Here is a 19,753-nt window from a genome sequence, read left to right as displayed (position 1 = left end):
GGACAAATGCGAAAGCGGGTATAGCTTCGCCGGCGAATTCATTTCGGAGAGTGCAAATGACCGATGTTCTGAACGTACCTGTGAAGCTTGCCGACGGCCGTGCGACGACGCTCAGCGAGTATGGCGGGAAGGTGATCCTCGTCGTCAATGTCGCTTCGAAATGCGGGCTCACGGTTCAGTATGAAGGCCTTGAGAAGCTCTACGAGGACAAGCGCGAACGCGGTTTCGTCATCGCCGCCTTTCCGGCGAACAATTTCAAGGGGCAGGAGCCGGGTACCGACGCCGAGATCGTCGAGTTCTGCACGCTGACCTATGACGTCAAGTTTCCGATCTTCTCCAAGATCTCGGTCAAGGGTGACGACCAGCATCCGCTTTATAAGACGTTGACGGGTTCCGGTGTCACGACGACCGGCGACGGGCCGATGCGCGAGCGCCTGCGCGGTCACGGCCTCGATACAGGCGATAAGACCGATATTCTCTGGAACTTCGAGAAGTTCCTGATCGGTCGCGACGGCAAGGTGGTCGCGCGCTTTGCACCTGATGTGACGGCCGACGATCAGCGGTTGGTCTCGGCGATCGACCGGGAACTGTCGGCGAACTAGGCTAGTGTCGGCACTGTTGCCTACTGGCGGCGGTGCCGGCGGCGAAACTCGCTCGGCGAACAATGTTCGCGGTCCTGGAACAGCCTCGAGAAATAGAAGGCGTCGTCGATGCCGATTGCGGTCGAGATCGCTTCGATCGAAAGATCCGTCGTCGTCAACAGCTGCTTGGCGTGATCGATACGCAAGCGAAGCTGAAACGCCTTCGGCGGCAGTCCCGTCGACGCGGTAAAGCGGCGGCGCAGTGTCGCCGGCGATACACCCAGTTCCCTGGCGAAGGCATTCATGTCGACAGGCTCGAAGGCTCGCCGCTGCAGACGTTCGATCGCGTCTTCGATTGCGGGGTCGGGCGGCGCGGCGGCCGGCGAGACCGCCTGTCGTGCGGCCTCCAACACGATCTGGTGAAGCGTGGCGGCGGCGGCCGCAAGGCCAAGCGGAGAATCCTCGGCGAACTCCGAATGAAGGGTCGCGAAGAGCTGCTGCATCCTGCGGGGATTGCCAAGCGGCACCAAGGGTGCGTTTTCCGTAATCAGACGCATGCGCACGAGGTCGCTGACGAACGTGCCGGTAAACAGCGCCCAGCGCTCTTCCCAACTTTCGCCGGGTAATGGGCCGTAGCCATGAGGCTCCTCGGCAAGAAGCCAGAAGAGGCAGGGGCCGACAACTTCCTGCGGCCCGCCTTTCGCCGTATTCAGCAGGCCGCGGCCCTTCTCTACGAACACGACGGCATGGGTCGGCAGTCTCCTGTCGGCGATTCTTGCGGTCACGTGTTGCTTGCCAAAGCCCGTCACGGCAAGCCCGGCGCGGCCCTGAGGTGGGGATCGATAGAGCGCTAGCGGCACATCTCTCATGAGCGAAAAGTCCAGATTGCCGTTCTCTCCATGGAGGAGTGCTGCGTTATCAGTCAGTGTGGGTAAAGATATTCGTCTTGGGAGTGATCGAAATGTCAAGTACGGCGCTGAAGGCTGAAACCGGTCTGCCGAGCGACTTGATTGCAAACGGCAAGGTTCTGTCGGCCGCACCACATCGGATGGGCCGGCTGGTTCCGACCGATCCGGGAATTGGCCTAGAGGCGATCCGGTCTCTCTATGAAGAGCACGGCTATGTCTGGCTGAAGGGCTTCCTGAAGCGTAGCGACGTCCTCGAATTTCGTGGCTGGGTGTTTTCGCACCTCGCCGCAGCCGGGCTAATCGAGGAGGGCTCGGATCCGATACTGGGTCTTGCCGCGTCGCAATCGCCGGAGAAGTCGCAGGTCGATCGAATCCTGATGTCGCTTGTCCGTTCCGTCGCGTTCGAAGGCTTCTGCACGCAGCCACAGCTTGCGCGGTTCATGGATGCGTTCCTCTCCGGCATCTCCTATCTGCACAAGCGGAAGATCATGCGTTTCACCTTGCCCGGCACGACCACGGCGACCCCCGCCCACTATGATCTCGTCTATCTGCGCGGCGGTACCAGCCGTCTGGTGACGGCCTGGATTCCGATCGGCGACACGCCCGTCGATATGGGGGGCCTCGTCTATCTCGAGGGATCACACGCGATCGGCAGCCGCATGGAGGACGAGTTCGCGAGAAAGAGCCTCGGCCTCTCGGCTGAGGAGAAGATCAGCGCCTTCAACCGCAACATGACGGAGGGTGGCTGGGTTTCGAAGGATCTGCCCGATATGGCCGAGCGTTTCGACACGCGCTGGCTTGTCGCGGATTACGAGGCCGGGGATGTCGTCCTGCACAGCCCCTACATGATCCACGCGGCGACGACGAACCAGAGTGCCGCGAACTTGATCAGGCTCTCGACCGATATTCGCTACCAGAACGTCGAAGACGAGATCGACGCACGCTGGAGCAATCACTGGAGCCTTGGCGACATGCTTTAGGCGCGGCCGTGAAGCCGCGCCTTTGTCGGCTTAGCGGCCGGCCTGCTTCTTCCGCTGGCGCGCATTGCGGGCCAGCATGTTCAGTATTTCGACCAGCGCCGAGAATGCCATCGCGGCGTAGACGTAACCCTTCGGAACATGGAAGCCCATGCCTTCGGCGATCAGGGTCGTGCCGATCATCATCAGGAAGGCGAGCGCCAGCATGACGATCGTCGGATTGCGCTCGATGAAGTTGGCAAGCGGCGTGGCGGCGACAAGCATCACGGTCACGGCGGCAATCACGGCGATGATCATGATCGGCAGGTGAGGTGTCATGCCGACTGCGGTGATGATGCTGTCCACCGAGAAAACGAGGTCGAGGATCAGGATCTGGCCGATTGCAGCGGCAAAGCCTGTCGTCACCGTCTTGCCGATGAAGTCCTCGTTGTGATCGGCCGGATCGACGTTGTGGTGGATTTCCTTCGTTGCCTTCCAGAGCAGGAAGAGACCGCCGGCGATGAGGATGAGGTCCTTCCAGGAAAAGCCGTGGCCGAACAATTCGAAGACCGGCGTCGTCAGCTTGACGATCCAGGCAACGGTGCCGAGGAGGGCAAGGCGCATGATGAGTGCAAGACCGATGCCGATCTTGCGGGCCTTCTCGCGGTGCTCGGGCGGAAGCTTGTTGGTAAGAATGGAGATGAAGATCAGATTGTCGATCCCGAGGACCACTTCCATCACCACAAGGGTGACGAGGGCCACCCAGGCGGCCGGGTCCTGAACGAGTATCATGATATCTTCCATCGACGTTTATCCCCTTGCGTCACAATTCGACGCTCGCAATGTACGGACGCGGCCTGCCTTGGCAAGCGCGCAAGGGGATATACGAAAGCAGGACGGGTTTTATTCCCTGACAGGAATCCAGATTTCCGTCAGGCCCATGCCGGTGTGGGGATCGAAACGCTCGTCGTAGCGCTCGAACATGTCGGGCAGGTTGCCGAATTCGATGCCGGCGTTCGGCATCCATTCCCCGAAAATCCGATGCATCGTTGCCGGAATGCCGGACACATGGCCGCGATGGGCAAAGACGGCATAGCGTTGCCCCGGTATCTTCAGGGTTGCGAAGCCGGTCGGCAGGTCGCTGCGGTCGTCGACCGCCACTGCCGCCATGTAGCGGAACTTTTCGGCTTCGCCTTCGATATGCGTGCAGACGCCGTAAGCGACATTGCCGATCTGGCCGGGAATGTTGCCGAAGTGGATGTTGAATTTTTGCCAGAGGGAGGGGATCGCCGCATTGCCGCCATAGGCGTAGGTCTCCTGCAAGCCGGCCAATAGCATCGACGGCAGGGTTTCGAAACGTGGCGGTTCAAGTTCGGGAAGGCGAGCGGGGTCCATGCGGATAGGCTCCATAAGTGCGAGGTTGCGCGTGTGCCCCTGCTTGCGAACCATCTCCGGCGTAACGCCGAACTGGTCGCGAAAGGCACGGGTGAATGCCTCGTGCGAGCCATAGCCCGCATCAAGGGCAACCTCGAGAATGCTTTCCGGCTGATCGACCAGTCGCCGCGCCGCCGCACTCAGGCGGCGGGCTCTCATATAGCTGCTGATCGAGTGGCCGGTTGCGAGGCCGAAAACGCGCGACAGGTGGTAGCGCGAAAGGCCGGCGACGTCCGAAATCTCTTCGAGCGAGATGTCGTTGCCGAAATGACTTTCGATGAACCAGATCGCACGTCCGACTGCACTCATTCCTTCTCCCTTGGCTGCAGGTCCTTTCTAGCGAAGGCCAGCAAGCCGCGCTTGATCCCGGTTGCGGGATTCTGCTGGAATGGCGGGAGAAATCAAAGGGCGGGACTCAGGCCTTCCTGGCGCCGTAGGCGGCGGTGAATACGCGGATAGCGCCATTGACGACGCGGTCCATCTCCTCGCGCGGAGGAGGGGCGTCCATATCGCCAAACAGGCGCAGCTTGAAGAAGCTGCCGCTGCAAAGCTCGAGGAACTGGCGGGCGGCCAACTCGATGTCGTCGATCTCGAAGCGGCCCGCCTCGACCTGGGCCGCCAGGAAGTCCTTCAACACGGTCCGGATGTTTTCCGGTCCGGTGAAGAAGCGTTGACAGAGGTGTGGCATGCGGTCGCGCACGCCGATCACGATGCGCATCGCGTTGATCACCTTGTCTTCGGTGATATGGCGGACGAAGGTCAGGCCGAAATCATGCAGCGCCACATCGGGATCGCCGGATTCAGTCAAGGCACTGCGCACACTGGCGATGAAGGCAGCGCGCTCGCTTTCCATCATTGCAGTGAACAGCTCTTCCTTGTTGGCGAAGTAGACGTAGAGCGTTCCCTTTGAAACTCCAGCCTCGCGCGTTACATCGTTCATGCTTGCGGCATCAAAGCCAAGCTTCATGAAAACGCGGCGGGCGCCGTCGAGAATTTGCTTGCGTTTGGCGGGATCTTCACCGGCAGCCCATCGGCCGCCAGTCGCAGGGTAATCGTCTGCGCGCGTGTCGGAAAGCTCTGTCATAGCTCCTTAACCATATCCGCAATTGCGAATGTTTCGTTAATAAAATCGAACCACGTGGTTCGATACATCTTGATATGAATGTAAAAAGGCTCTATGTCAACTGAACCGAACCGTTCAGTTCGATTAAATTTCACTCGATTTACCGGTAGTCGCCCATGTCGTCCAGTCCAAAAGCCACCGTTGCCCGTATCGTCACCGAGAACGATGATACCGAAGGCAAGGCTCAGGAAGCAGTCGTTCCAACCGCAGAAGCGCCGCGCTCACCGCAGGCACCTGCGGATGCAAAGACTGCTCCCGCGGAAAAGAAGAAGAAGCGTAGCCTCGCGCTGCCGATCATCGGTCTTGCTTTGCTCGCTGGTGCCGCATGGTACGGCTACGACTGGTGGACCACCGGCCGTTTCCTCGTCTCCACCGATGACGCCTATATCCAGGGCGACATTGCGACGATCTCGCCGAAGGTTACCGGCTATGTCGCCAAGGTGAACGTCGTGGCCAACCAGAAGGTCAAGGCTGGTGACGTGCTCGCCACCCTCGACGATGGCGACTACAAGCTCGCCCTCGATCAGGCCGTCGCGTCTCTCGACACCGAAAAGCTGTCGCTGCAGCGCATCGATGCCCAGATCGCCGGTGGAGAGGCAAGTCTTGACCAGGCCGAAGCCCAGAAGACTGCGCTGCAAGCCACCGTCCGCGGCGCGCAGATCACCCAGACCCGTGCTGCCGAACTGCAGTCGAAGTCGGTCGGCACGACGGCTAATCTCGATGCCGCGAACATTTCGCTCGATCAGGCCAAGGCAAATCTCGTCGGCGGCGATGCAGCAATCGCATCGGCTCACGCCAACGTCACGCTTCTCCAGGCCCAGCGCCGGGAAGCCGAAGGCACGATCCGTCAGCTCGAACTGGCCCGTGACAAGGCTGCCCGCGATCTCTCCTTCACGGTGCTGAAGGCGCCTTATGACGGCGTGGTTGGCAATCGCTCGGTTCAGGAAGGCGATCTGGTATCGCCCGGCCAGCGTCTGATGGCGCTCGTCCCTGTCCGCCAGCTCTATATCGACGCCAATTTCAAGGAAACGCAGATCCAGCATCTGGTCCCGGGCTCGAAGGTCAACGTGCACGTCGATGCCTATGACGATCATCCGATCGTCGGCACGGTCGACTCGATCTCGCCGGCTTCCGGTTCGGTCTTCTCGCTGCTGCCGCCTGAAAATGCGACGGGCAACTTCACGAAGATCATCCAGCGCGTGCCGGTTCGTATTCTGCTGCCGCAGGATGCTCTCGACAGCGGCCGCCTGCGTGCTGGTCTCAGCGTTGTTGTCGATGTCGACACGCGCACCGCGCCGGATGCCGGCAAGTAATATCCTGACGAGGTAGGCCCATGGCCGGCAGCGCAACAGTTGGAACAATCCCGGCCGCTCCAGCGGCCGCGGACCACATGGATCCGCGCAAGCTCATCGCGTTCTTCGCGATGGTGCTTGGCATGTTCATGTCGATCCTAGACATTCAGATCGTATCGGCATCGCTTGCCGAGATCCAGGCCGGCCTTAGTGCCGGTTCGGATGAAATCGGCTGGGTGCAGACATCCTACCTGATCGCGGAAGTCATCATGATCCCGCTATCAGGTACGCTCGCACGCATCGTCTCGACGCGCTACCTGTTTGCGATCTCCGCAGCGGGCTTCACGCTTTCGAGCGTCCTCTGCGCGACGGCCACCAACATCGACCAGATGATCGTCTATCGCGCCATTCAGGGCTTTATCGGTGGCGGCATGATCCCTTCGGTCTTCGCTGCAGCCTTCACGATCTTCCCGCCCTCCAAGCGCAGCATTGTTTCGCCGATCATCGGCCTGATCGCGACGCTGGCGCCAACCATCGGTCCGACGGTCGGCGGCTATCTCAGCCATGCTTTCTCCTGGCACTGGCTGTTCCTCGTCAACATCATCCCGGGCATCATCGTCACGATCGTCACCTGGAACTTCATCGATTTCGACAAGCCGGAATTCTCGCTGATCAAGAAGTTCGACTGGTGGGGCCTGATCTCAATGGGCGTCTTCCTCGGTGCGCTTGAATACGTGCTGGAAGAGGGCAACTCGAACGACTGGTTCAACGACAGCTACATCTTCATCGGCGCCATTGCTTCGGCGATTGCCGCGATCGTGTTCTTCTACCGGGCTTTCACCGTTGAATTCCCGGTTGTCGACCTTAGGGCCTTCACGAACCGAAACTTCGCCTTCGGCTCGGTGTTCTCGTTCGTCATGGGTATTGGCCTCTATGGCCTGACCTATATCTATCCGGTCTATCTCGGACGTATCCGTGGCTATGACTCGCTGATGATCGGCGAGACGATGTTCGTCTCGGGTCTGGCGATGTTCTTCACGGCGCCGATCGCCGGCAAGCTGTCGGCGAAGATGGACCTGCGGCTGATGATGGTGATCGGCTTCGCGAGCTTTGCGGCCGGCACCTATATCATGACGAACCTGACGCAGGATTGGGACTTCTACGAGTTGTTCATTCCGCAGGTATTCCGCGGTTTCGGTCTGATGATGTGCATGGTGCCGATCAACAACATTGCGCTCGGAACAATGCCGCCTGCGCGCATGCGCGGCGCGTCCGGTCTCTTCAACCTCACGCGTAACCTTGGCGGCGCCGTCGGTCTTGCCATCATCAACACGGTGCTGACGAACCGGCAGGACGTGCACTACGAGCGGCTGCGCGAGAATGTGCATTGGGGTAATCCGGCCGCGATCGATCAGATGAACAACATGACGGCAAACTACAACACCTACGGAATGGACGGTGCCGCTGTCGCCATCAAGCAGATGGTCGGAATTGCGACGAAGCAGGCAGTCGTCCTTTCGTTCAGCGATATCTTCCTGATGCTGACGGTGCTCTTCATGGCGATGATCCTCGGGGTTGCGATGCTCGACAAGCCTGCGCCGCAAGGCGGAGGCGGTGGTGGCGGAGGTCACTGATCGCTCGTTATTTCCACGATGAAGGCCGGCCGGGCATCCCGCGCCGGCCTTTGCTTTTGCGGGAATTTTTGACGTGAACGGAAGCGTTTGCAGATTTTGATTTACGTACATCAAATTTGGAGCTAAAGGTCTCCTCAGGAGGAGAGATGAGGCCAACAGTCCACGATATCGCTGCTGCGGCAGGTGTCAGTCTGGCGACGGTCGACCGGGTTTTGAACCAGCGGCCGGGCGTGCGTCATGTCACGCGCGAGAAGGTCGAGAGAGCCATTCGCGAGATTGGCTATGTCAGGGACGTTGCTGCCGCCAACCTCGCCAAGGGCCGGACCTACTCATTCGTCTTCATCCTGCCGGCCAGCGACAACTCCTTTATGCATGGGCTGAACGACGAGGTGCGTGCTGCCGTTGCGCGCTCGTCGGTGGAGCGAACGAACATCAGAACGGTCGAAGTGCCAGCGTTCGATCCAGGCGCGCTGGTGCAGATATTGGACCAGCTTGGAGAGGAACGGCCTTCGGGGATCGCGCTTGTCGCGACCGACGCGCCTGATGTGCGCGATGCCGTCGACCGTCTGGTACAGGACGGCATTCCTGTCGTGACGCTGGTTTCGGATCTCACCGGCTCGCAGCGCCATCACTATGCCGGCGTCGACAACATTGCGGCCGGCCGTACTGCAGCACGGCTGCTTGGGCGTTTCCTCGGCAGCGCCAAGGGCGAGATCGCGGTTCTCGCCGGCTCGATGCTTGTGCGCGACCATCGCGAACGCCTAGAGGGTTTCGCGGCCGTCATCGCGGCGGAGTTTCCATTGCTCTCGATTCTGCCCGTGATCGAAGGCCGCGACGATCCTGATATGGCGCATATGCTGGTCGCGGACGCACTGTCGAAGAAAAGCGGCATCGTCGGGGTCTACAGTCTCGGCGCCGGCAACCGCGGTCTGATCAGGGCGCTGAAGGAAAAGGCGGTCGATCGGTCGCTGACGGTCGTTGCCCATGAGTTGACTGCCCATACGCGCGCCGCGCTGCTCGATGGCACGATTGACGCAATTCTCAACCAGGATGCGGGCCATGAGGTGCGCAGCGCCATCCGCGTCCTCAAGGCGAAGGCGGACGGGCTTGCCGTCATCGAGGCGCAGGAACGCATCCGCCTCGACATTTTTCTAAAAGACAATCTGCCGTAACGGCAAAGGGAGAAACACATGTATCTGGGTCTCGATCTCGGAACCTCCGGCGTCAAAGCCATGCTGATCGATGGCGATCAGAAGATCATCGGTTCGGCCAATGGTTCGCTCGACGTTTCGCGCCCGCATTCCGGCTGGTCGGAGCAGGAGCCCTCGCACTGGATCCGCGCGACGGAAGAGGCGGTTGCCGGCCTGAAGGCAAAACATTCGAAGGAGCTGGCTGTTGTGAAGGGCATCGGCCTTTCCGGCCAGATGCATGGCGCGACGCTGCTCGATGCCGACGACAAGGTGCTACGCCCCTGCATTCTCTGGAACGATACGCGCTCCTACGTCGAAGCGGCTGCGCTGGATTCCGATCCGCGCTTCCGCAAGCTGACCGGCAACATCGTTTTCCCCGGCTTCACCGCGCCGAAGCTTGCCTGGGTCGCCAAGCATGAGCCCGCGATTTTCGCCAAGGTAGCCAAGGTGCTGCTGCCGAAGGACTACCTGCGTCTCTGGCTGACCGGCGAGCACATCTCCGAAATGTCGGATTCAGCCGGCACCTCCTGGCTCGATACCGGCAAGCGTGCCTGGTCCTCCGAGCTGCTTGCGGCAACCGGTCTCGATGAAAAGCAGATGCCGCACCTGATCGAGGGCACGGAGCAGGGCGGCAAGCTGCGCGGCGAGCTGGCCGGCCAATGGGGTATTACTGGAAGCGTCGTCGTTGCCGGCGGCGCTGGCGATAACGCGGCCTCCGCCTGCGGCATGGGCACGGTCAGCGACGGCGCGGCCTTCGTGTCGCTCGGCACATCGGGCGTTCTTTTTGCGGCCAATGCTGCCTATCTGCCGAAGCCTGAGAGCGCCGTGCACGCCTTCTGCCATGCGCTGCCCAACACCTGGCATCAGATGGGCGTCATCCTTTCGGCGACGGACGCGCTGAACTGGCACTCCAGCGTGACTGGAAAGTCGGCCGCGGATCTGACCACCGAGCTCGGCGAAACGCTGAAGGCGCCCTCGGGCGTGACTTTCCTTCCCTATCTCTCCGGCGAGCGCACGCCGCACAACGATGCCGTCATTCGCGGCGCGTTCATCGGCCTCGAGCATGAGAGCAGCCGCGTCGTGCTGACCCAGGCGGTTCTCGAAGGCGTGTCCTTCGCCATCCGCGACAATCTGGAAGCGTTGCGCTCTGCTGGCACGGATATTTCCCGCGTCACGGCGATCGGCGGCGGCTCGCGCTCGCGCTACTGGCTGGCTTCGATCGCGACGGCACTCGGCATGCCGGTCGACCTGCCTGCCGATGGCGACTTCGGCGCGGCATTCGGCGCGGCGCGTCTCGGCCTGATCGCTGCCACAGGTGCTGATCCGGTTGCCGTCTGCACGCCACCAAAGACGGCGGGCACGATCGAACCCGTCACGGCGCTCTCCGGCGCCTATGAAGATGCCTACAAGCGCTACCGCGCTCTCTACCCGGCGATCAAATCGCTGCAGCACTAAGGCGTAAATACCGGGAGAGGTCGGAAGACCCCTCCCCAACCCCTCCCCACAAGGGGGAGGGGCTTGTTACCCCAAGCTCGGCTCCATCGATGGGGCAGGGCGATGCCACTAGTGTTCTCCCCCTTGTGGGGGAGATGCCGGCAGGCAGAGGGGGACTTTGACAGTTGCAAACGTTCCATAGGAGGAAACACACATGAGCACCGGATTTTTCGGCGACATTCAGAAGATCAAGTATGAAGGCCCCGAGAGCACCAATCCGCTCGCCTTCCGCCACTACAACAAGGACGAAGTCGTTCTCGGCAAGCGCCTGGAAGACCATCTGCGCTTCGCAGTCGCCTACTGGCACACCTTTGCCTGGGAGGGCGGTGACCCCTTCGGCGGACGCACCTTCCTGCGCCCCTGGTTCGAAGACTCGATGAAGGCTGCCAAGCTGAAGGCCGACGTCGCGTTCGAACTCTTCGAGATCCTCGACGCACCGTTCTACTGCTTCCACGACGCCGATGTGCGCCCCGAAGGCAAGAACTTCGCCGAGAACACCAAGAACCTGAACGAGATCGTCGACTACTTCGCTGAAAAGCAGGCCGCGACCGGTACCAAGCTGCTCTGGGGCACGGCGAACCTCTTCTCCAACCGCCGCTTCATGTCGGGTGCCGCCACCAACCCGGATCCGGATGTCTTCGCCTACTCGGCCGCGACGGTTAAGACCTGCATGGACGCCACGATGAAGCTCGGCGGCGCCAACTACGTTCTCTGGGGCGGCCGCGAAGGCTATGAGACCCTGCTCAATACCGACCTCAAGAAGGAGCTCGACCACCTCGGCCGTTTCCTCAACCTCGTCGTCGAGTACAAGCACAAGATCGGCTTCAAGGGCACGATCCTCATCGAGCCGAAGCCGCAAGAGCCGACCAAGCACCAGTACGACTACGACGTCGCGACGGTCTACGGTTTCCTGAAGAACCACGGTCTCGAAAACGAAGTGAAGGTCAACATCGAGCAGGGCCATGCGATCCTCGCCGGCCACTCCTTCGAGCACGAACTGGCGCTTGCCAACGCGCTCGGCATCTTCGGTTCGATCGACATGAACCGCAACGACTACCAGTCCGGCTGGGATACCGACCAGTTCCCGAACAACGTTCCTGAGATGGCGCTTGCCTACTACCAGGTTCTGCAGGGCGGCGGTTTCACCACCGGCGGCACCAACTTCGACGCCAAGCTGCGCCGCCAGTCGCTCGACGCAGAAGATCTGCTGATCGGCCACATCGGTGGCATGGATGCCTGCGCCCGTGGTCTCAAGGCTGCTGCCAAGATGATCGAGGACAAGGCTCTGTCCGGTCCGCTTAACGCCCGCTATGCCGGTTGGGATTCGGCCGAAGGCCAGAAGCTCGCCCGCGGCGAATACTCGCTCGAGCAGATCGCCGAGTGGGTCGAAGCCAAGGACATCAACCCGCAGCCGAAGTCCGGCAAGCAGGAGCTGCTCGAAAACATCGTCAACCGTTACGTCTGATCGGCGGTTGATTGTGGAGGAGAGGGCCGGGGAGCGAAGGTTTCCCGGCCTTTTTTGTTGATTGAGGTGATGCCGTTTCCATGTTTGGTGGAGATGCGATCGCTGGTATTGGGCCGCTCGGTAATCTCACGGGAAGGGCTGCTATGGATTTCAGACCGGGTTTGCTTGCTGCAGCCATGACTTTGGTCGCAGCGATGTTTGCTGGTGCGGCTGCTGCGGAGCCTTGTGTGCAGGACACATTCGAAAACGAGGCCTATGTCGTTTGCACCGTCGAGAAAGGCAAAGGCGACCTCCGCCTGTTCTGGAAAAATGCGGATGGAGAACCTTATCGCGACTTCTCCGGCGTTGCCGAGGCTGTGAAGAAGAGCGGGCAGAGCTTGGCGTTCGCGGTCAATGCCGGCATGTATCTGCCCGATTTCACGCCGATCGGGCTCTATGTCGAAGACGGCAAGGAATTGCGACCGGCCAGCACCGCGCGAAGCGATGCGCCACCCGCCGGGCCGGTGCCGAACTTCTACAAGAAGCCGAATGGCGTGTTCTTCATCGATGGGACATCCGCGGAAATACTCCCGACCCAGGAGTTCCTGAAGCGCCGCCCGAATGTACGGATCGCCACCCAGTCCGGCCCGATGCTCGTCATCGACAATAAGCTGAACCCGATCTTCATCGTCGGTTCGACGGATAGGACCCGCCGCGGCGGCGTCGGCATCTGCGGCGATGGTGTCGTGCGCTTCGCGATCAGCGAAGACAGTGTGAATTTCCACGATTTCGCGCGCCTGTTTCGCGACCATCTGGCGTGCCCGAATGCGCTGTTTCTCGATGGTGGCCGAGGTGTCGGGCTTTACAGTCCCGCGCTCGGACGCAACGACACATCCTGGCACGGCGGCTTCGGCCCGATGTTGGGGTTTGTCGAGTAGCACCAACAGTTGCTTCGATCAAAATTGCCGGTCGCCACGTGAGCGCGACTGCTAGCGCTTGCTCCAACGCCGCGAGGGCGCACCGACCGAATTGCGCACCACGAGATCCGGCCGCAGCAGGATTTCTGTCTCGGCCGGCTGGCCATCCGACAGGAATTCAAGGAGAAGCGCCATGGCCTGCTTGCCGATCGCGGTGCGCGGCTGGCGGATAGTGGTCAGCGGCGGCGACATGAAGACGGCTTGCGGCACGTCGTCGAAGCCGGTCACCGAGAAGTCGGTCGGGATATCGTAGCCGCGGGCGCCAAGGCCGATCATGACACCGATCGCCGTCTGATCGTTCACGCACATGAAGGCTGTTGGCAGCGTGTCGCGCATGAAAAGCTGTTCGACCGCGTGGCGGCCGCTTTCCAGCGTACCGTCACCTTCGAGCACGATGCGCATGTCGGGCGGGACGCCGGCCGCATCGAGCCCTTCGTCATAGCCCTGCCGTCGCCGGCTGTAGGCGAGGCGCGTTCTGCTGTCGCCGATGAAGGCGATCTTGCGGTGTCCCTCGGCCAGCAGCAGGTCGACGGCTTTTCTGGCGCCCTCGACATCATCGACGCCGACATAGGGGATGCCGCCATTGAAAACCGGTTCGAAGACGCCGACGCTCGGCGGCAGTCGGGCGGTCATCGTCTGATGGCCGAAGGGCAGGATGCCGGTGAAAAGGATCAGCCCGGCGGCCTGATTGGAATTCAGGAACTTCAGATATTCGAGGCCGCGCTGCGCATCGTTCTGCGTATGGCCGATCAGGATGCCGTAGCCATGCGCGCGGGCCTCGTTCTCAAGGCCGACGAGAATGTTGGAGAAGTTCGGGTCGCCGATATCGGGGGCAACCACCAGAATCATGTTGGACCGGCCAAGCCGCAGGCTGCGGGCCATGGCGTTCGTCGTGTAGCCGGTGATGGCGATTGCCTGGTTGACCTTCAGGCGCGTGGAGTTGGCGACCTTCTCCGGCGTATGGATCGCCCGCGATACCGTCGCGATCGAAACCTCGGCGATCCGAGCGACGTCTTCTATGGTTGCGGGCGTGGAATTCGACACTGCGTCCTGCCTTGGGATGCCTTCGCCGCGACACTACACAGACTTGCCCGGAGGTCAAATGTCCAAGCCGACAGATCTGTGTGAAACAACGATGTAAACCTTTACATGGGTCGTGTAAAGGTTTACATATGCCTTCAAGCGGATGGGAGCCGCACGGAGGAAGTCGTTCAATGAGTGTGGATTCTGTCGACGCCGCGCCAGTGGTGTTGTCCGCTCGGCGCATCTGCAAGTCGTTCAGCGGCGTGCAAGTTCTCTTCAGTGTCAATTTCGATCTGCGCGCCGGCGAAGTCCACGCCCTGATGGGCGAAAACGGTGCGGGCAAGTCCACGCTCGTCAAGGTCATGGCAGGCTTCGAGCAGCCGAGTTCGGGCGAGATCCTGCTCGATGGCAAGCCTGTGGTGCTGCCGGCAAATGGTGCCGCGGAAGCGCTGGGCATCGTTCTCATTCACCAGGAATTCAATCTCGCCGAACATCTGACAGTCACCGAAAGCCTTTACCTTGGGCGCGAGGTTACGCGATTTGGCGTGCTTGACCGCAAATATATGCGCTCCGAGACCCGCAAGGCGCTCGACCTGCTTGGTTCGCATGTCGACGAGAATGCCCTGATCGGCACCTTGTCGATCGCCGACAAGCAGATGGTCGAAATCGCCAAGGCGATCAGCCGCGATGCGCGCGTCGTCATCATGGACGAGCCGACCGCGGTGCTGTCGCGGGAAGAAACGAACTTCCTGTTCCGCCAGGTCCGCAAGCTCCGCGATAAGGGTACGAGCTTCATCTTCGTATCGCACAAGCTCGACGAGGTGATGGAAATCACAGACCGGGTGACGGTGCTGCGCGATGGTCAGTGGGTGAAGACGGCGCCGACCTCGATGCTTGATGGCGAGTCGATCGCGCAGCTGATGGTCGGGCGCGAGCTGTCGAGCCTCTATCCCGCCAAGGTCGAGCCCAATGTCGACGAGGAAGTCGTTCTTCGGGTCGAGGGTGTGTCGACCGGGTATGTCCAGGATGCAAGCTTCGAGGTTCGCAAGGGCGAGATCATCGGCTTCTCCGGACTGATCGGCTCCGGCCGCACGGAGCTGATGGAGGCGATCGCCGGGCTTCGCGGCCGGACCGCCGGAGACGTTCACATTCGCGGCGATTTGGTTGCGTCTGGCGATGTGCATGCCGCCAATCGCGCCGGGCTTGCCTACATGACGAAAGATCGGAAGTCGAAGGGCCTGCTGCTGCGGTCGGGGATGATGGCGAACTTGACGCTGCAATCGCTCGGCCAGCATTCGCGGCACGGCTACCTTAGCCCGAGCAGCGAGGCTGCCGCACTCGCCAAGGCGCGGCGCCGTTTCGATATTCGCGTGCGCGACACCAACATCGTTGCCGGGCGCATGTCGGGCGGCAACCAGCAGAAACTGCTTTTGGCCAAGGTCATGGAGACCGAGCCCGAGATCATCATCATCGACGAGCCGACGCGCGGCATCGATGTCGGCACCAAGCAGCAGATCTATCATTTCATTTCGGCGCTGGCGCGCGATGGCCGCTCGATCATCGTCGTCTCCTCTGAAATGCCTGAGGTGATCGGCCTCTGCACGCGCGTTGCAGTGATGCGCGAGGGGCGGATCGTCGGCGTGCTCGAAGGCGACGAGATCTCGGAACAGGAGATCATGCGCTACGCCGCAGGATTGAAGAAGAAAGCCGCCTGACGCCGGGCGAAGGAGGCGGCTGCACGCACTGCGCCGCGCATGTATGATACCCATCGGATTGGGGACGGGAGGTTGGTTTTGGACATGAGTGTAAACGAGGAGACCAGGGAAATCCGGCGTCGCCCCTGGCGGGATATCGATCTCAGGGCCGTTGCGCCGTTCGCGGCCCTCATTCTGCTGTTGATCGTCGGGGCTCTGGTCAATCCCAACTTCATCGGCATCACCAATCTCGCTAACGTTGCCACGCGCTGTGCGTTTGTCGCCATCATCGCCGTCGGCGCGACCTTCGTCATCTCCGCCGGCGATCTCGATCTGTCTGTCGGATCGATGGTTGCCTTCGTGGCGAGCCTGATGATCCTGCTGATGAACTCCGGCGTGATCGCCGACCCGACATTGATGCTGACGGCTGCGGTCGTCTTCACGTTGATCGCCGGCGCGCTCTGTGGGCTCGCCAACGGTTTGATCACCACGGTCGGGAAAATCGAGCCGTTCATTGCGACGCTCGGCACTATGGGCATCTATCGCGGCCTGACGACGTGGCTCAGCCAGGGCGGCGCGATCACGCTGCGCTCGGCCGATATCCAGACGCTGTACCGTCCGGTCTATTTCGGCAGCATTTTCGGTGTGCCCGTGCCGATCCTCGTCATTCTTGCCGTGACCGCTGTGGCCGCTTTCATTCTCTACCGCACGCGCTACGGCCGGCATGTGGTTGCAGTCGGCTCCAACAGCGATGTCGCGCGCTACTCCGGCATCGCCGTCAATCGTGTGCGTACGATCGCCTTCGTCATCCAGGGGCTCTGCGTCGCCATAGCCGTGCTGCTTTACGTGCCGCGTCTCGGCTCGACCTCGGCAACGACGGGTATCCTCTGGGAACTGCAGGCGATCACCGCCGTCGTCGTCGGCGGCACGGCCCTCAAGGGCGGTGCCGGTCGTGTATGGGGCACGATCTGCGGCGCCTTCATTCTCGAGCTCGTCGGCAACATCATGCTGCTGTCGAACTTCATCAGCGAGTATCTCATCGGCGCGATCCAGGGTGCGATCATCATCATCGCCATGCTGGTACAGCGCTCGCTGGTCCGCAAATCGTAAGCGGACTGGCTCCAGGAATTGGCCGGGATCACAGGGCGTCCGGTTGACGGGTAGGAGAAGTCCCTGACGTTTATGGGAGGAAATAGCATGCGCAAACTCGTGTTGGGTCTTGCGGTTGCGGCCGTCGCACTGGCGGGCACCGCATACGCACAGGACAAGAAATTCACTATCGGCGTGTCCATTCCGGCCGCCGACCACGGCTGGACCTCCGGCGTGGTGTTTCATGCCGAACGCATCGCCAAGAAGCTGATGGAAGAGCATCCGGGCCTTAACGTCATCGTCAAGACCTCGCCGGATGCCGCCAGCCAGGCCAACGCCGTGCAGGACCTTGATACGCAGGGCATCGATGCGCTCGTCATCCTGCCGTCCGATCCGGATCCGCTCGTCAACGCCATCAAGGAAGTCAAGGGCAAGGGCAAGTACGTCGCGCTCGTCGACCGTGCACCTTCGACCAACGACGATTCCGTGCGCGATCTCTACGTCGCCGGTAACAACCCGGCGCTCGGCGAAGTCGCTGGCAAGTACATCGCAGCTCAGACGCCGGACGCTGAAGTTGTCATCATCCGCGGCCTGCCGATCCCGATCGACCAGCAGCGCCAGGACGGCTTCGACAAGGGCATTGCCGGCTCCAAGGTCAAGGTTCTCGACCGCCAGTACGGCAACTGGAACCGCGACGACGCCTTCAAGGTCATGCAGGACTATCTGACGAAGTATCCGAAGATCGACGTCGTATGGTGCCAGGATGACGACATGGCCGTCGGCGTGCTGCAGGCGATCGAGCAGGCCAAGCGCACCGACATCAAGTATGTCGTCGCCGGCGCCGGCTCGAAGGACATGGTCAAGAAGGTCATGGACGGCGACAAGATGATCCCGGTCGACGTTCTCTATCCGCCGGCAATGGTTGGTACCGCCATGGAACTGACGGCAGCTGGCCTCTACGACCAGGTTCCGGTTCGCGGCACCTTCGTCCTCGACGCGACGCTGGTCACGAAGGACAACGCCAAGGACTTCTACTTCCCGGATTCTCCGTTCTGATCCGATAAAGCCAACACGGGCGCCCGTTCGACAGGATGGGCGCCTTTTCTTGCCGATAGTTCGCACCTTATTCGGGCAGACCGGCGGCATCGAGATCGGCGACGAAACGGTCGATGAAGGCTTTGCCCATGACAGGATTGTCGCCGAAATAGAATTCGCGCCGGGCGTCGGCGCATGTCATTCCGGGGCGGAAGCGATGGAGCCGCGAGACCGCTTCTCGCGCCTCCTCCAGTCGTCCCTGGCGCCCAAGGATCGCAACCAAAGCCATGGCCGGCCAGAATGTGACATTCGGGGAGCGGAGTGCCGCGCGTGCTGCCCTGGCAGCACTCTTCATGTCGTCCATCTGATAACTGGCGATCGCGAGCATGTTATGAAACGTCCAGAGATGCGGGTCGCGGGGGCTCAGCCGGAATGCCTCGCGGATCTCGGGAATGCCCTGTTCCGGGTGATCGGCGTAGCAGAGTGCCTGCCCGAGCGCGAAGTGCGCCTGCGCAAAGCTCGGGTCAAGTTCGGTCGCGTTGCGAAGATGGGCAATGCCGGCGGTGGTCGCTCCGTCGAGCGCCAGCGCCCTGCCAAGCGCAAGATGGGCCGCGGGCTCCTTCTGGTCCAACACGATCGCGCGTTCGGCAAGCTCGATCGCTTCGCATATCCGGTCAGCGCGCTCGTCGAGGGAGCCGTACCATCCAAGCTGAATATGCACATAGGCGAGCCGCGCCTGCGCCTGCGCAAAGCCGGGATCGGCGCCGATTGCCTGTTCGAACAGAGCCTTGGCAATCGTCAGGTCAGGGAGCGTGAAGCGGTAGAGATGCCACAGGCCCTTCAGGTAGATTTCCCAGGCATTCATGTCGAGAACGGCGCGTCCGCGAAGCGCCGCGAATTCGATGGCGCCAAGCTCGGGCTCGACGGTGCCTGTTATCTCGGAGGCAAGCTCGTCCTGCACCTCGAAAATATCCGCCAGGGTGCGATCGTATCGCTCCGCCCAGAGAAGCGTCCCGTCCGTGCCGTTCAGCAGCTGTGCGGTGATCCTGACGCGATCGGCGGCACGGCGGACGCTGCCTTCGAGCACGTATTTGACGCCGAGATCCTCGGCGACGCGCTGGATGTTCACCTGACGCCCCTTGTAGCTGAAGGACGAGTTGCGGGCCGCGACAAGCAGCCAGCGACAGCGGGCAAGGGTGCCGATCAGCTCATCGGTAAACCCATCCGAGAAATGCTCCTGTCCCTCGATGCTGGACATGTTGGTGAATGGCAGCACGGCAATCGATGGACGGTTGCGCGCCGGCAACGCGGTCTCCTCGCGCGGCGCGGCGGGAGACGCAGGCTGTGTATTTTCCTTGGCGACCCATCGCCAAACGCGTATCGGCCGTTCGATGTTTTCAAACCGGCGGTTGCCGAAGTCGACCGCCCTGAACTCGAGCTTCGAGCGGATCTGGTCGTTTACCTGCTGGGATATGCATATGCCGCCCGGCGGTGCCAGCGCCTGCAGGCTTGCGGCTATGCTGACGCCATCCCCGAAGATATCGTCGTCCTGGGCCAACACGTCGTCGACATGAATGCCGATACGCCATCTCATGCGCCGCTCGGGTTCCGTCGGCTCGTTGCGTTGGAGCAGGGCGTTCTGGATATCGACGGCACAGGCGACGGCGTCGACGACGCTCGCAAATTCCGCCAGCACGCCATCGCCGACGAACTTTACGACGCGACCATGGTGGCTGAGGATGCTGGGGACGATGATGTCGCTATTGTGCGCCTTCAGACACGCAAAGGTGCCCGCTTCGTCAAGTCCCATCAGCCGGGAAAAGCCGACGACATCCGCGTCCAAGATTGCTGCCAGACGCCGCGTCATGCGCCAACCTCC

The 19,753-nt window shown here is 61.4% G+C and carries 17 protein-coding genes; 11 read left to right on the top strand and 6 right to left on the bottom strand.

Annotated elements, in window-relative coordinates:
- The first annotated feature begins 56 nt into the window (after positions 1 to 56).
- Positions 57 to 602 (top strand): glutathione peroxidase, encoded by a 546-nt coding sequence (locus FZ934_RS13960; protein ID WP_153271559.1) that lies wholly within the window; start codon positions 57 to 59, stop codon positions 600 to 602.
- Between the two features lie 20 nt (positions 603 to 622).
- Here FZ934_RS13960 and FZ934_RS13955 read toward each other — a convergent pair whose 3' ends face one another.
- The gene (locus FZ934_RS13955; RefSeq protein ID WP_153271558.1) at positions 623 to 1,450 is read right to left on the bottom strand and encodes a helix-turn-helix domain-containing protein; all 828 of its coding nucleotides are present in this window, start codon (positions 1,448 to 1,450) and stop codon (positions 623 to 625) included.
- 92 nt (positions 1,451 to 1,542) lie between these two features.
- Here FZ934_RS13955 and FZ934_RS13950 point away from each other — a divergent pair, with 92 nt between their 5' ends.
- Positions 1,543 to 2,469: a phytanoyl-CoA dioxygenase family protein gene (locus FZ934_RS13950; RefSeq protein ID WP_153271557.1), complete on the top strand. Its 927-nt coding sequence runs from the start codon at positions 1,543 to 1,545 to the stop codon at positions 2,467 to 2,469.
- A gap of 30 nt (positions 2,470 to 2,499) precedes the next feature.
- Here the strand turns inward: FZ934_RS13950 and FZ934_RS13945 are convergent, their stop codons facing one another.
- From FZ934_RS13945 to FZ934_RS13935, 3 genes are all read right to left on the bottom strand, one after another.
- Positions 2,500 to 3,249, bottom strand: coding sequence for a TerC family protein (locus tag FZ934_RS13945; RefSeq protein WP_153271556.1), 750 nt, complete (start codon positions 3,247 to 3,249; stop codon positions 2,500 to 2,502).
- Positions 3,250 to 3,348: 99 nt separating this feature from the next.
- A complete protein-coding gene (locus tag FZ934_RS13940; RefSeq protein WP_153271555.1) occupies positions 3,349 to 4,188 on the bottom strand; it encodes an AraC family transcriptional regulator in 840 nt (279 codons plus the stop codon).
- Between the two features lie 106 nt (positions 4,189 to 4,294).
- Positions 4,295 to 4,963, bottom strand: coding sequence for a TetR/AcrR family transcriptional regulator (locus FZ934_RS13935; protein ID WP_153271554.1), 669 nt, complete (start codon positions 4,961 to 4,963; stop codon positions 4,295 to 4,297).
- 155 nt (positions 4,964 to 5,118) lie between these two features.
- Between FZ934_RS13935 and FZ934_RS13930 the strand changes: the two genes are divergently transcribed.
- From FZ934_RS13930 to FZ934_RS13905, 6 genes are all read left to right on the top strand, one after another.
- Positions 5,119 to 6,315 (top strand): HlyD family secretion protein, encoded by a 1,197-nt coding sequence (locus tag FZ934_RS13930; RefSeq protein WP_153271553.1) that lies wholly within the window; start codon positions 5,119 to 5,121, stop codon positions 6,313 to 6,315.
- A 20-nt stretch (positions 6,316 to 6,335) separates the two neighbouring features.
- Entirely contained in the window at positions 6,336 to 7,928 is a 1,593-nt protein-coding gene (locus FZ934_RS13925) for a DHA2 family efflux MFS transporter permease subunit (RefSeq protein WP_153271552.1), read from the top strand.
- 146 nt (positions 7,929 to 8,074) lie between these two features.
- Positions 8,075 to 9,100 carry a LacI family DNA-binding transcriptional regulator gene (locus FZ934_RS13920; protein WP_153271551.1) on the top strand — a complete coding sequence of 342 codons (1,026 nt, stop codon included), beginning with the start codon at positions 8,075 to 8,077 and terminating at the stop codon, positions 9,098 to 9,100.
- A gap of 18 nt (positions 9,101 to 9,118) precedes the next feature.
- Positions 9,119 to 10,573, top strand: a complete 1,455-nt coding sequence (gene xylB / locus FZ934_RS13915; protein ID WP_153271550.1) for a xylulokinase — start codon at positions 9,119 to 9,121, stop codon at positions 10,571 to 10,573.
- A 193-nt stretch (positions 10,574 to 10,766) separates the two neighbouring features.
- On the top strand, positions 10,767 to 12,077 hold the full coding sequence (xylA, locus tag FZ934_RS13910) for a xylose isomerase (protein WP_153271549.1): 1,311 nt from the start codon (positions 10,767 to 10,769) through the stop codon (positions 12,075 to 12,077).
- Positions 12,078 to 12,220: 143 nt separating this feature from the next.
- Positions 12,221 to 12,994 (top strand): phosphodiester glycosidase family protein, encoded by a 774-nt coding sequence (locus tag FZ934_RS13905; protein ID WP_153271548.1) that lies wholly within the window; start codon positions 12,221 to 12,223, stop codon positions 12,992 to 12,994.
- Positions 12,995 to 13,045: 51 nt separating this feature from the next.
- Here FZ934_RS13905 and FZ934_RS13900 read toward each other — a convergent pair whose 3' ends face one another.
- Positions 13,046 to 14,077, bottom strand: coding sequence for a LacI family DNA-binding transcriptional regulator (locus FZ934_RS13900; RefSeq protein ID WP_113361455.1), 1,032 nt, complete (start codon positions 14,075 to 14,077; stop codon positions 13,046 to 13,048).
- A gap of 170 nt (positions 14,078 to 14,247) precedes the next feature.
- Between FZ934_RS13900 and FZ934_RS13895 the strand changes: the two genes are divergently transcribed.
- From FZ934_RS13895 to FZ934_RS13885, 3 genes are all read left to right on the top strand, one after another.
- A complete protein-coding gene (locus FZ934_RS13895; RefSeq protein WP_153271547.1) occupies positions 14,248 to 15,771 on the top strand; it encodes a sugar ABC transporter ATP-binding protein in 1,524 nt (507 codons plus the stop codon).
- Positions 15,772 to 15,855: 84 nt separating this feature from the next.
- Complete coding sequence (locus FZ934_RS13890; RefSeq protein ID WP_153271546.1) at positions 15,856 to 16,860, top strand: ABC transporter permease; 1,005 nt, start codon at positions 15,856 to 15,858, stop codon at positions 16,858 to 16,860.
- Positions 16,861 to 16,947: 87 nt separating this feature from the next.
- Positions 16,948 to 17,895, top strand: coding sequence for a substrate-binding domain-containing protein (locus FZ934_RS13885; RefSeq protein WP_113361452.1), 948 nt, complete (start codon positions 16,948 to 16,950; stop codon positions 17,893 to 17,895).
- 67 nt (positions 17,896 to 17,962) lie between these two features.
- Here the strand turns inward: FZ934_RS13885 and FZ934_RS13880 are convergent, their stop codons facing one another.
- Positions 17,963 to 19,741: a tetratricopeptide repeat protein gene (locus tag FZ934_RS13880; protein WP_153271545.1), complete on the bottom strand. Its 1,779-nt coding sequence runs from the start codon at positions 19,739 to 19,741 to the stop codon at positions 17,963 to 17,965.
- Positions 19,742 to 19,753 lie beyond the last annotated feature (12 nt).

Origin of the sequence: Rhizobium grahamii (genome assembly GCF_009498215.1) — a bacterium.
Classification (GTDB): Bacteria; Pseudomonadota; Alphaproteobacteria; order Rhizobiales; family Rhizobiaceae; genus Rhizobium; species Rhizobium grahamii_A.
Note: the sequence above shows the minus strand (reverse complement) of the source record. Positions and strands in the feature narration are given on the sequence as shown.

Bases quoted from the DNA above. Each gene is read 5' to 3' on its own strand.
- FZ934_RS13960 (WP_153271559.1), top strand. From the start codon at position 57: ATGACCGATGTTCTGAACGTACCTGTGAAGCTTGCCGACGGCCGTGCG.
- FZ934_RS13955 (WP_153271558.1), bottom strand. From the start codon at position 1,450: ATGAGAGATGTGCCGCTAGCGCTCTATCGATCCCCACCTCAGGGCCGC.
- FZ934_RS13950 (WP_153271557.1), top strand. From the start codon at position 1,543: ATGTCAAGTACGGCGCTGAAGGCTGAAACCGGTCTGCCGAGCGACTTG.
- FZ934_RS13945 (WP_153271556.1), bottom strand. From the start codon at position 3,249: ATGGAAGATATCATGATACTCGTTCAGGACCCGGCCGCCTGGGTGGCC.
- FZ934_RS13940 (WP_153271555.1), bottom strand. From the start codon at position 4,188: ATGAGTGCAGTCGGACGTGCGATCTGGTTCATCGAAAGTCATTTCGGC.
- FZ934_RS13935 (WP_153271554.1), bottom strand. From the start codon at position 4,963: ATGACAGAGCTTTCCGACACGCGCGCAGACGATTACCCTGCGACTGGC.
- FZ934_RS13930 (WP_153271553.1), top strand. From the start codon at position 5,119: ATGTCGTCCAGTCCAAAAGCCACCGTTGCCCGTATCGTCACCGAGAAC.
- FZ934_RS13925 (WP_153271552.1), top strand. From the start codon at position 6,336: ATGGCCGGCAGCGCAACAGTTGGAACAATCCCGGCCGCTCCAGCGGCC.
- FZ934_RS13920 (WP_153271551.1), top strand. From the start codon at position 8,075: ATGAGGCCAACAGTCCACGATATCGCTGCTGCGGCAGGTGTCAGTCTG.
- xylB (WP_153271550.1), top strand. From the start codon at position 9,119: ATGTATCTGGGTCTCGATCTCGGAACCTCCGGCGTCAAAGCCATGCTG.
- xylA (WP_153271549.1), top strand. From the start codon at position 10,767: ATGAGCACCGGATTTTTCGGCGACATTCAGAAGATCAAGTATGAAGGC.
- FZ934_RS13905 (WP_153271548.1), top strand. From the start codon at position 12,221: ATGGATTTCAGACCGGGTTTGCTTGCTGCAGCCATGACTTTGGTCGCA.
- FZ934_RS13895 (WP_153271547.1), top strand. From the start codon at position 14,248: ATGAGTGTGGATTCTGTCGACGCCGCGCCAGTGGTGTTGTCCGCTCGG.
- FZ934_RS13890 (WP_153271546.1), top strand. From the start codon at position 15,856: ATGAGTGTAAACGAGGAGACCAGGGAAATCCGGCGTCGCCCCTGGCGG.
- FZ934_RS13885 (WP_113361452.1), top strand. From the start codon at position 16,948: ATGCGCAAACTCGTGTTGGGTCTTGCGGTTGCGGCCGTCGCACTGGCG.
- FZ934_RS13880 (WP_153271545.1), bottom strand. From the start codon at position 19,741: ATGACGCGGCGTCTGGCAGCAATCTTGGACGCGGATGTCGTCGGCTTT.